Here is an 11247-nt window from a genome sequence, read left to right on the forward strand (position 1 = left end):
GTCCCACTTCGCGCGCGACAGCAATCTGTTCATCGCTTTCTGAGGCAAACCGCCGAGCGGGTGCCATCGGTTTTCTCGCATCTGCGCGGCCGTGCCGATTTCGCCGCTCGGTCACGCGGCCGATCGCGGCGCTCACGCAGTTTTCGAAGCGCATCGGGCAGGGCGATTACGCCGCGCCCATCGAGATTCGCCAGAACGACGAAATCGGCGAGCTGGCGCGCGCGTTCAATCAGATGCGCGACGGCATCTCGGAGCGCGAGAAACGCATCACCGAGCTCGCGTACATGGATCGGCTCACCGGCCTGCCGAATCGCGCGCTCTTCAACGACCGCCTGCAGCAGGCGATCGGCGCGGCGACGCGGAGCAAGCGCCCGCTCGCGGTGATGATGATGGACCTCGACCGCTTCAAGTACGTGAACGACACGCTCGGGCATCCGATCGGCGACATGCTGCTGTGCGAAGTGGCGAAGCGCCTGCGCGCGGCGCTGCATCGCAAGACCGATACGGTCGCGCGTCTGGGCGGCGACGAATTCGCCGTCCTTCTGCCGACCGACGATCTGGCGTCCGCGCGTCTTCTCGCCACGCGCATGCTGAACGCGCTCGAAGAGCCGATCACGATCGAAGGGCAACTCGTCGATGTGGGCGCGAGCATCGGCATCGTCACGTTTCCGCAGAACGGCACGGACATGAACGTGCTGCTGCGCCGCGCCGATATCGCGATGTACGTGGCGAAGCGCTCGAATCTCGGCTACGCGCTCTACGACGAACGTCACGACCAGAACAACGCCGAGCGTCTTTCGCTGATGAGCGAGCTGCGGCAGGCCGTCGAGCACGATCAATTGACGCTCTACTATCAGCCGAAGGTCGATCTCGCGACGCATCGCGTGAAATATGTCGAGGCGCTCGTGCGCTGGGATCATCCGACGCGCGGCTTCGTCTCGCCCGACCAGTTCATCCCGTTCGCGGAGCAGACCGGCTACATCAAGACGATTTCGCGCTGGGTCGCCGACAAGGCCATCGCGCAATGCGCCGCGTGGCGCAGGCAGGGCATCGAGCTGGCCGTGTCGGTGAACGTGTCGGCGCGCGAGCTGATCCAGTCGACGCTGCCCGAAATCTTCCAGGGACTGCTCGACAAGCACGGCGTCGCGCCGGAATCGATCTGGATCGAGATCACCGAGAGCGCGATCATGGACGACCCGAATCACGCGATCGAGACGCTCGACCGGCTGCACGCGCTCGGCATTCGCCTGTCCATCGACGATTTCGGCACTGGGTATTCGTCGCTGTCGTATCTGAAGCGCATGCCCGTCGATGAGCTGAAGATCGACAAATCGTTCGTGATGGGCATGTTCCAGCACAAGGACGATGAAACCATCGTGCGCTCGACAATCGATCTCGGGCACAACATGGGACTGAAGGTCGTCGCGGAAGGCGTCGAAACCGAAGAGATGCTGGAGCGGCTGAAGGCGCTGCGCTGCGATCTGGCGCAGGGCTATCACCTGAGCCGGCCGCTGCCCCCCGCGAAACTCGAAGCGTGGCTCGACGCGTGGCGCGAGTCGAACGAGCAAGCGCTGATCGCCGGGCCGGAAGAGGTGTAGGCTCGCTTACCAGGCGCGGCCGCGGTCGTTCGCGACGGCTTGTTCGTCGCTCGCGATGGAGTCGCCGTCGCGATCGGCGAAGCGATAGGTGCCGCGTTCCTCCGATTTCGCTTCGTACAGCGCGGCATCGGCGCGCTTCAATGCGCTTTCGAACGACTCCGCCGGACGCGCCAGCGCGATGCCGACGCTCACGCCCACGCGCACCGTCTGCCCGGATTCGAGCGTGTACGGCGCCGACAGCTCGCCGATGATCTTGCGCGCGAAAACCACGTTGGCCGCGTGCGCGATATACGTGGCGACGATCGCGAACTCGTCGCCGCCCAGACGCGCGACCAGCTCGCCGCGGCGCATCGCGTTGCGCAGGCGGTCGGCGACGAGCTTCAGCAGTTCGTCGCCGGCATTGTGGCCGTGCGTGTCGTTGACGTGCTTGAAGCCGTCGAGATCGACGTACATCACCGTCACTTTCTCGCGGCCCGCGCCGCCCGCCATCAGACGCCCGGCCTGGTCGCCGAGATAGCGCCGGTTCGGCAGGCCCGTCAGCGAATCGTGATGCGCCCATTGCAGGATTTTCGCTTCGGCTTTGCGGCGCTCCGTCACGTCCTCGATGATGATGACCGCGCTGCCGTCGGGCACCGGATTGCGGCTCAGTTCGAGATGCCGTCCGTCGCGCAAGGGCAGGTCGAGCGTCGGATGGCCGCTTTCGAGCCATTGCGCGCATCGCTCGGCAAGCTGCGCGCGCGGCGTCTCGCCGAATTTCGCGAGCGCGGCATAGCCGATGAACTCCGGCAGCGACACGTTCAGCCGCAGCATGTCGATGGTCGCGCCGAACAGCTCCGCCGCCTTGCGATTCGCGATCACCACCCTGCCCGACGCATCCACGGTGCAGAGGCCGTGCGGCATGTGCGCGAGCGCCGCGTCGAAGCGCGTGGCGATTTCGGCGTGGCTTTCCTTGGCGGTCATCAGCGCGACGAGGCCGCGATAGTGCCGCTGCACGACCGCGCACATCGCGGCGATATAGAGGACGAGCGGCGGCACGAGAATCCAGTAGCCGGACGGCCCGAACAGCCCGCCGACGCCGATCGGCAGCGCGCCGAGGCACACCTGCGCGATCGCCAGATGCGGCGTGCCCGCGTTGCGCGACGCGACGCCGCCGAGCAGGCCGGCCGTCACCATGATCGCGAGCGACGCGAGCACGGCGTCGCCCGAGATCACGCAGCCCATCGCGCCGAGGCCCGTCACGAGACAGGCCAGCAGCCCGAACGGCGCATAGCGCGCGGCCCACCGGCCGGGCTGCGGCGCGTCCGTGCGGCTCAGCGCGCGATATCGGCCGACGATCGAAAGGCGGGTGGCGAGCAGAAGCGCGTCGGCGGCGAGCCAGAGCATCGTCCAGAGGGACGGCTGGCGTCCGAGCGCGATCATCGCGACGAACGCGCCGGAGATGCCGGACAGCAGCAGCGGGCGAATGTCTTCGACAAGCGTCGACAGCAGCGATGCGCGAACGGCAGGCGTGATCCGTCCGTCCGCGGTCGCCGGCGTGGCCAGAATCGAATCGATCAAGGACGGATTGCCTGACATACGCAAGACCGGGCCGGCGAGAGGATGAATACGAAGGCGGCGGTGATGCGATCACCGCCGGTAATCGTGTATACGGCGGCGTCTGCGTGTTCTTTAGGCAAGACTTAGCGGCGGCTCAGGCGTGGTGAGCGTCGATTATTCGCTGAGAGCGCATTCTGACTTTCCTTCGAGCCGGATTATGTTTTCGCGCGGACATAGTAATTTGGGGCTCAAGTCTTTCAACCTGGCCTGACGCCGGGTTTTGCCTCATCGAAAGCTTTCGTTTCAGAGACGATCATGTTTGATGTCCTGCGCGCCATGCCGCGAAGGCGTCGTCGGTGAGGATGAAAGAAGCAGTTTCGCGGAAAGATGGCCACAGAAACCGTCGGGCGATTCATAAAAGGAGACGTCATGGACACGAACTCTCTCTCACCCGGTGCAAAAGGCGGGTCGCACGCCGAGCACCACAAGCAGACGAAGAAGGCGACCGCGAGCGGCTGGATCGGCTCCGCGCTCGAGTACTACGACTTCTTCATCTACGCGCAAGCCGCCGCGCTGATCTTTCCGCAACTCTTCTTTCCTTCGGGCAATCCGAAAGTGGCGATCGTGGCGTCGCTCGCGACCTACGGCGTCGGTTACGTGGCGCGTCCGATCGGCGCATTCGTGCTCGGTCATTGGGGCGATACGCACGGCCGCAAGACCGTGCTCGTGCTGTGCATGTTCCTGATGGGCTTCTCGACGATGGCCGTCGGACTTTTGCCGACGTATCACAGCGTCGGCATGCTCGCGCCGACGCTGCTCGTGATCCTGCGGCTCGTCCAGGGCTTCGCGGTCGCGGGCGAAATCTCCGGCGCGAGCTCGATGATTCTCGAACACGCGCCATTCGGACGCCGCGGTTTCTTCGCGAGCTTCACGCTGCAAGGCGTGCAGGCCGGACAGATTCTCGCCGCCGCCGTGTTCCTGCCGCTCGCGTACTACATGCCCGAGGACGCGTTCAATTCATGGGGCTGGCGCATTCCGTTCCTGCTTTCGGCGTTCGTGCTGGTTGCCGGCTACATCATCCGGCGCGAAGTGCACGAGACGCCCGCGTTCGAGAAGGAAGGCGAGAAGGGCGCGGTGCCGCGCTCGCCAATCGTCGACGCCTTCAAGTACAACCTGCCCGACATGATCCGCGTCGTCTGCATGGCGCTGATGAACGTGATTCCCGTGGTCGCGACGATCTTCGGCGCGGCGTATGCGGTGCAGGCAGCGTACGGCATCGGCTTTCACAAGAGCGTGTATCTGTGGATTCCGGTCGTCGGCAATATTCTCGCCGTCATCGTGATTCCGATCGTCGGCAATCTCTCCGACAAGATCGGGCGCAGGCCGCCGATCATCGTCGGGGCGATCGCCTCGGGGCTGCTGTCGTATCTGTATCTCTACGCGATCAGCATTCACAACGTCGGCATGGCGATCGTCGCGTCGCTCTTGATGTGGGGCATCGTCTATCAGGGCTACAACGCGATCTTCCCGAGCTTCTATCCCGAACTCTTCCCGACGCGCACGCGCGTCTCCGCGATGGCGATCTCGCAGAACATCGGCACGACCATCACGGCGCTGTTGCCCGCGCTGTTCGCGAGCGTCGCGCCGCCCGGATCGACGAACATTCCGGTCATGATCGGTTCAATCACGCTCGCCGTCACGATCATCTCGGCGATCGCCGCGTGGAGCGCGCGGGAGACGTACCGGATTCCGCTCAACCAGCTCGGCGAGCCGGACGCGCGGCCGGTCGAGAAGTCCGAGTACGACCGCCTGCGCGCGGAATCGGTCGCGAACGCGCGCACTTCCTGAAGCTCATGTCCTCTTTCCTTGCTCAGGCGGCGCGCGACAGCGCCGCCGGGGTGAACTCGCGCTTTTTCAACACGGTGAAATCGAAGTGAATACAGACTCAGGCAAGACGCGTATCGCGGTGGCGGGCGCGGGCTATATCGGTCAGGCGCACATGGGCGTCGCGCAGGCGAGCACGACGTGCACGCTCTCGGCCATCGTCGATCCGGCGCCCGCCGCCGTCGACATCGCGCAGAAGGCGGGCGTGCCGCTCTACAAAACGCTCGACGAACTGCTCGCGAAGGATCGCCCGGACGGCATCGTGCTCGCGACGCCGAATCAATTGCACGTCGAACATGCGCGCGTGTGCATCGCGGCGGGCGTGCCGATCCTGCTGGAGAAGCCGATTGCGCCGACGGTCGAGGAAGCGCAGATGCTCGTCGATGAAGTGGAGCGTTCCGGCGCGAAAGTGCTGATCGGCCATCATCGCGCGCACAGCCCGATCATGGCGCGCGCGAAGCAGGTCATCGACGAAGGGCGGCTCGGCAAGCTCGTCGCGGTGATGGGCAGCGCGGTGTTCTTCAAGCCCGACGAGTATTACGCCAGCGCGCCGTGGCGGCGCGAGCCGGGGGGCGGGCCGATCCTGCTCAACATGATCCACGAGGTGCACAACTTGCGGATGCTGTGCGGCGATATCGTCGCGGTGCAGGCGTTCGCATCGCACGCGACGCGCGGCTTTCCCGTCGAAGATACGGTCGCGATCAATCTGCGTTTCGCGAGCGGCGCGCTCGGCACGTTCATGCTGTCCGACACCGCCGCGTGCCCGCGAAGCTGGGAGCAGACGTCGCAGGAGAACAAGGCGTATTCCACGTATCCCGACGAAGACTGCTACGTGATCGCGGGCACGTTCGGCTCGCTTTCCGTGCCGACGATGCGTCTCAAGTCCTACGCGAAGGCCGAAGATCGATCATGGTGGAAGCCGTTCGACGAAGACGTCGTGGCGATGCAGCGCGACGATCCGCTCGCGCATCAGATGGAACATTTCGGGCGCGTGGCGCGCGGGGAAGCCGAACCTATTGTCAGCGCGCGCGACGGACTGCAGAATCTGCGGATCACCGAGGCCATCGTTCTTGCCGCCACGAGCGGCAGGATCGTCGAGACCGCCTGAATCTTTTCAATTCCCCTTCCAGTTCAAGGAAATCACATGGCAACGATCCTGACGCTGCACGGCGTCAACCTCAACATGTTCGGCAAGCGCGACCCGAAGCAGTACGGCACGGCGACGCTCGCGCAAATCGACGAGCAGATGGCCGCGCTCGGCAAGGAACTCGGCGTCGAGGTGGAGTGCTACCAGACGAATATCGAAGGTGAGATGTGCTCGCGCATTCATCGCGCGTTCGAAGAAAACGTCGATGCGATCGTCATCAACGCGGGTGCGTGGACGCACTACAGCTACGCGATCCGCGATGCGCTCGCGATCCTTAAGGCGCCGATCATCGAAGTGCACATGTCGCACGTGCACGCGCGGGAGGAATTCCGCCACAAATCGGTGTTCGCGGAAATTGCGCGAGGGCAAATTTCCGGTTTCGGCGTCGATAGCTACTTGCTGGGCTTGCGCGCAGCAGTCGCCGCGATCAAATAAGGCCGATGCCTTCACGGCGAAGCGTGTGGGCGCTTCGCCGTGTCATCGGGTCAGGCCGGGCGACTGAAATCCTTCGACGCGGGCGCGACCGGCTCGCGTTCGCTCTGCTTGCGCAGCGGTTCGTGATTGCGTTGCGCCGCACCGCGGATGAACAACACCGCACCCACCGCGCAAACAGCCCAGACCACCGCGATGATCGTCAAGTAGCTCATATCCTTCTCCCCGATGCTCCGAGCGCGGGCGGCTTTGCCGTCACCGCTGCCCGCCTTCTGTTGGCCCTGTTGGTCCGTTACGTTTGCGACGCGGGCAGCGCCAGCAAACGCCCGATCAGCTCTTGCGCGAACGCATGCTGCTCGGTAATGGTCTCTGCATCGTCGTCGGTGGCGTTCGGATCGCCGTGCAGCTTCCCGGCGAGACGCATGATGTTGTCCGACACCGACTGCAGCGCGCTCAGCAATTCCGCTTGTGTCGCCGCGCTGTCCTGCGATCCTTCGCCGAAACGCTGCGCCGTTCGATGCGGCCTGGCGTTTCCTTCCATCGTCCGATACATGGCGACCCCCGTCGTGAGTGGATGATGCGATTCTCACGCCGCGACGCCTCGAGTAATCCTCCGAACAAGCCCTGATTCCGGCCTCAATTCGTTTGATGTCCGTTTCCGCGATTCGGAGCACGGCTGCTATACGCCCGCCCATCAAGGCTTTGCGGCCGCCGGGCGGTAAAATCGCAGATCCGTCCGCTGATAATCGGCCTTTTTTGCAGCGGCTTGTGGGGTCATCCGCACGAAAAAACAACAGTTTCTTACCAAAAAGCAGACTAAAAGGTCGGATCAAACGATACGCGCGATCGTTCGATCCATGAACGCAGTAATTTTTGCAGTGCAACAGACATCGACATGGCTTCACCCACGACGAACGAAACACCCTCGCCGCACACACTCAAACGCGGACTCAAGAGTCGCCACATCCAGTTGATCGCGCTCGGCGGCGCGATCGGCACCGGGCTTTTTCTCGGCGTCGCGCAGACGATCAAGCTCGCCGGGCCATCCGTGCTGCTCGGCTACGCGATCGCCGGGCTGATGGCGTTCTTCATCATGCGTCAGCTCGGCGAGATGATCGTCGACGAGCCGGTTGCCGGTTCCTTCAGCCATTTCGCCGATAAATACTGGGGCCACGCCGCCGGTTTCATCTCCGGCTGGAACTACTGGGCCATTTACATTCTGGTGAGCATGGCGGAGCTGTCGGCCGTGGGCATCTACATGCAGTACTGGTGGCCGGGATTGCCGATGTGGATATCGGCGCTCGCGTGCTTCGTGATCGTCAACGCGATCAATCTGACGAGCGTGAAGTCCTACGGCGAGACGGAGTTCTGGTTCGCGATCGTCAAAGTGGCGGCGATCATCGGCATGATCCTGTTCGGCGGCTGGCTGCTCGCGTCGGGCAAGGCGGGGCCGGAAGCGAGCGTCGCGAATCTTTGGCGGCTCGGCGGCTTCTTTCCGAACGGCGTGCACGGGCTCGTCATGTCGATGGCCGTCATCATGTTCTCGTTCGGCGGGCTGGAGCTCGTCGGCATTACGGCGGCGGAAGCGGAAGACCCGTCGCGCAGCATTCCGCGCGCGACCAATCAGGTCATCTATCGCATCCTGATTTTTTATGTCGGCGCGCTCGGCGTGCTGCTGTCGCTTTATCCGTGGGACAAGGTCGCGACCGGCGGCAGTCCGTTCGTGCTGATTTTCCGCGAGATGAACAGCACGGTCGTCGCGAACGTGCTCAACGTGATCGTGCTGACGGCCGCGCTCTCCGTGTACAACAGCGGCGTCTATGCGAACAGCCGCATGCTGTACGGCCTCGCGCAGCAAGGCAACGCGCCGCGCGCGCTGCTCAACGTGAGCGGACGCGGCATTCCGCTCGCGGCGCTGGCGGTGTCGGCGCTGGTGACGGCGGCGTGCGTCGTCATCAACTATGTGATTCCGGGGCGCGCGTTCGGCCTCTTGATGGGACTCGCGGTGTCGGCGCTCGTCATCAACTGGGCGATGATCAGCATCATCCATCTCATGTTCCGCCGGCAGAAGCGCGCGAACGCCGAAGCGACCTCGTTTCCGAGCTTTCTGCATCCGTTCACGAACTACGTCGTGCTCGCGTTTCTCGCGGGCATCGTCTGGGTGATGTACGAGATTCCGGATCTGCGCCTGTCCGTGTACCTGATTCCGGTCTGGCTGGCCGTTCTCGGAATCGGCTACTATCTCAAAACTCGGGCCGCGCGCGGAGACTGACGCGGCCGCGCTTGCTGATCTCTCGTCCTCTCTCGTCCTATAAGTCACCATGTTCGAACATATCGATGCTTACCCCGGCGACCCGATCCTGTCGCTGAACGAAAACTTCCAGAAAGATCCGCGCACCAATAAGGTCAACCTGAGCATCGGCATTTACTTTGACGACGAAGGCCGTTTGCCCGTGATGCAGGCCGTGCGCGAGGCGGAACTGTCGATCCTGAAAGACCTCGGCCCGAAACCGTATTTGCCGATGGCCGGTTTCGCGCATTATCGCGACGCCGTGCAGGCGCTCGTGTTCGGCAACGACAGCCCGGCGCGCGCCGATGGCCGCATCGCGAGCGTGCAGACGCTCGGCGGATCGGGCGCGCTGAAGGTCGGCGCGGATTTCATCAAGCGCTACTTTCCGAAGTCCCAAGTGTGGGTGAGCGATCCGACGTGGGAGAACCATCGTTTCATCTTCGAGCGCGCGGGTTTCGAAGTGAACACGTATCCGTATTACGACGAAGCCACCGGCGGACTGCGCTTCGATGCGATGCTCGACGCCATCGACAAGCTGCCCGCGAAGAGCGTCGTGCTGCTGCACGCGTGCTGCCATAACCCGACGGGCGTCGATCTCGATCAGGCGCAATGGGTGAACATCATCGACGTGCTGCAAAAGCGCGATCTGCTGCCGTTCGTCGATATGGCGTATCAGGGCTTCGGTTCCGGTCTCGACGACGACGCGTTCGCCGTGCGCGAACTCGCGCGCCGTGGCGTGCCGGCGTTCATCGCCAATTCGTTCTCGAAGAATTTCTCGCTGTACGGCGAGCGCTGCGGCGGCCTTCACGTCATTTGCGACGATGCCGCCGAAGCCGATCGCGTGCTCGGCCAGCTGACGAGCGCGGTACGCGCGAACTACAGCAATCCGCCGACGCACGGCGCGAAGATCGTCACGCATGTGCTGAACACGCCCGAACTTAAACAGTCGTGGGAAAAGGAACTCGCGTCGATGTGCCAGCGCATCGCGCGCATGCGTCAGGCGATCCACGACGGACTGAAGGATCACGTTCGCGGCGAGATGCTCACGCGGTATATCAAGCAGCGCGGCATGTTCACGTACACGGGTCTGGTCGCGGATCAGGCCGACCGGCTCAAGGAGGAATTCGGCGTGTACATCCTGCGCTCGGGCCGCATGTGCGTCGCGGGCCTGAACGACAGCAACGTGCAGATCGTCGCCGATGCCATCGGCAAGGTGCTGGCGGCGAAGTAAATCGCTACATCGCGGGACAGGACAGCACTTTCTGCGGCGGAAGGCTGCCCGGTCCCGTATCGACTTTCGTGCCGCGCGGCGGCGTCAGAATGAGCCGCACGGCACTCGTGCCTTCGTTCGCGAGCACGTAGATATCGCCGCTTCCTTCCGGCTGCCAGTACACGCGATACACCTCGCCGTCCTTGTACACATGCAGCGCGCCGTGCCGCACGGCGCCGCCCCGCCAGAAATTCACGCTTTCCCCTTCGCGCAGCGCGATCATGCCGTCCTGCCCGTTCGTGGCGCTTTCGAGCGTGCCGCAGACGGCGTCGTCGGCGCGTGCGTGCGTGCAGACGGCCAGCGCCGCTGCGCATAGAAACATCGTTTTGCGATTCATCGGCTATCGACTCCCGGAAAAAGCGCGTGCGCCGTCCCGCGCTCCTCGCAAGATACGCGCCGACGTTCCTCCGCGCGTGTGCTACTTTGAATGGAAGCAGCATTCGATCATGGAGGGCGACATGACTGTGATCGCGCCGGACGAAAGAGCGGATTTCCTCGCGATTCTCGCGCGCCATCGGCTCGACGAGAGCGATTTTCTGGTGCACGAAGGCGGCGCGTCCGATGTCGTGGACGATGTTTATCCGTTGCAGGGCGTCGTCACCATTACGCGACGTTCCACGTTGAAGGAACGCGAATATCGCATCGGACACGGCACGCAATGGACTGCCGCGTTCGAAAAAGACTTGAACAAGGGCGTGTTCAAATGAACGGGCACGCGCACGCAGTTTTTTCACGCACTTTTTTGAAGCGGAGCAGGCGATGAGACCGACCGAATTCAAATCGTTCAAGGCGCACGTCGCGATGATGCTGCGCGATCTGCCGCGCGGCGTGACGGCCGATCTCAGCGATGTCGCCGTCGCGTACTGGAACGGCACGCAAGTGGTCGGCGCCTATTTGCGCGACAACGGCCGCCTCGACGAAGACTTCGATTTCGACGAAAACGCCTGGGGCGTCTGGCGCGACGATTTCCTCGCGTGGTTCGATGCGCCGCGTTTCTCCGAACGCGCCGATCTGAAGGCGGCGTTCGTCGCAGGCGTCATGCCCGCGAGCGCGCACGGCGGGCTCTGGCCGCGGGCGCTGTGATCTAAGC

General features: G+C 63.7%; 12 protein-coding genes. 8 read left to right on the forward strand and 4 right to left on the reverse strand.

Annotated elements, in window-relative coordinates:
• The coding region (locus QCE49_RS19895; protein WP_309806338.1) for an EAL domain-containing protein at positions 1 to 1598 on the forward strand (1598 nt) is incomplete at its 5' end.
• A gap of 6 nt (positions 1599 to 1604) precedes the next feature.
• Here the strand turns inward: QCE49_RS19895 and QCE49_RS19900 are convergent.
• Positions 1605 to 3173, reverse strand: a complete 1569-nt coding sequence (locus QCE49_RS19900; RefSeq protein ID WP_175981991.1) for a sensor domain-containing diguanylate cyclase — start codon at positions 3171 to 3173, stop codon at positions 1605 to 1607.
• A 390-nt stretch (positions 3174 to 3563) separates the two neighbouring features.
• Between QCE49_RS19900 and QCE49_RS19905 the strand changes: the two genes are divergently transcribed.
• The 3 genes from QCE49_RS19905 (at position 3564) to aroQ (ending at position 6600) form a co-directional block, all read left to right on the forward strand.
• Complete coding sequence (locus tag QCE49_RS19905; protein WP_008347399.1) at positions 3564 to 4982, forward strand: MFS transporter; 1419 nt, start codon at positions 3564 to 3566, stop codon at positions 4980 to 4982.
• An 85-nt stretch (positions 4983 to 5067) separates the two neighbouring features.
• Complete coding sequence (locus QCE49_RS19910; RefSeq protein ID WP_279613052.1) at positions 5068 to 6126, forward strand: Gfo/Idh/MocA family protein; 1059 nt, start codon at positions 5068 to 5070, stop codon at positions 6124 to 6126.
• Positions 6127 to 6162: 36 nt separating this feature from the next.
• On the forward strand, positions 6163 to 6600 hold the full coding sequence (gene aroQ, locus QCE49_RS19915) for a type II 3-dehydroquinate dehydratase (RefSeq protein WP_175981987.1): 438 nt from the start codon (positions 6163 to 6165) through the stop codon (positions 6598 to 6600).
• A gap of 50 nt (positions 6601 to 6650) precedes the next feature.
• Here the strand turns inward: aroQ and QCE49_RS19920 are convergent, their stop codons facing one another.
• Both QCE49_RS19920 and QCE49_RS19925 read right to left on the reverse strand, forming a co-directional pair.
• Positions 6651 to 6803: a hypothetical protein gene (locus QCE49_RS19920; RefSeq protein WP_162483411.1), complete on the reverse strand. Its 153-nt coding sequence runs from the start codon at positions 6801 to 6803 to the stop codon at positions 6651 to 6653.
• An 86-nt stretch (positions 6804 to 6889) separates the two neighbouring features.
• Entirely contained in the window at positions 6890 to 7150 is a 261-nt protein-coding gene (locus QCE49_RS19925; protein WP_175981985.1) for a hypothetical protein, read from the reverse strand.
• A gap of 342 nt (positions 7151 to 7492) precedes the next feature.
• Here QCE49_RS19925 and QCE49_RS19930 point away from each other — a divergent pair, with 342 nt between their 5' ends.
• Positions 7493 to 8869, forward strand: coding sequence for an amino acid permease (locus QCE49_RS19930; RefSeq protein ID WP_250460172.1), 1377 nt, complete (start codon positions 7493 to 7495; stop codon positions 8867 to 8869).
• Positions 8870 to 8918: 49 nt separating this feature from the next.
• Positions 8919 to 10118 (forward strand): amino acid aminotransferase, encoded by a 1200-nt coding sequence (locus tag QCE49_RS19935; protein ID WP_250460175.1) that lies wholly within the window; start codon positions 8919 to 8921, stop codon positions 10116 to 10118.
• A gap of 4 nt (positions 10119 to 10122) precedes the next feature.
• Here the strand turns inward: QCE49_RS19935 and QCE49_RS19940 are convergent, their stop codons facing one another.
• A complete protein-coding gene (locus QCE49_RS19940; protein ID WP_008347405.1) occupies positions 10123 to 10494 on the reverse strand; it encodes a hypothetical protein in 372 nt (123 codons plus the stop codon).
• A gap of 121 nt (positions 10495 to 10615) precedes the next feature.
• Between QCE49_RS19940 and QCE49_RS19945 the strand changes: the two genes are divergently transcribed.
• A complete protein-coding gene (locus QCE49_RS19945) occupies positions 10616 to 10864 on the forward strand; it encodes a hypothetical protein (RefSeq protein ID WP_034472230.1) in 249 nt (82 codons plus the stop codon).
• A gap of 52 nt (positions 10865 to 10916) precedes the next feature.
• Positions 10917 to 11240, forward strand: coding sequence for a hypothetical protein (locus QCE49_RS19950; RefSeq protein WP_175981977.1), 324 nt, complete (start codon positions 10917 to 10919; stop codon positions 11238 to 11240).
• Positions 11241 to 11247: the final 7 nt, after the last annotated feature.

This window comes from Caballeronia sp. LZ008 (assembly GCF_031451435.1).
GTDB lineage: Bacteria > Pseudomonadota > Gammaproteobacteria > Burkholderiales > Burkholderiaceae > Caballeronia > Caballeronia zhejiangensis.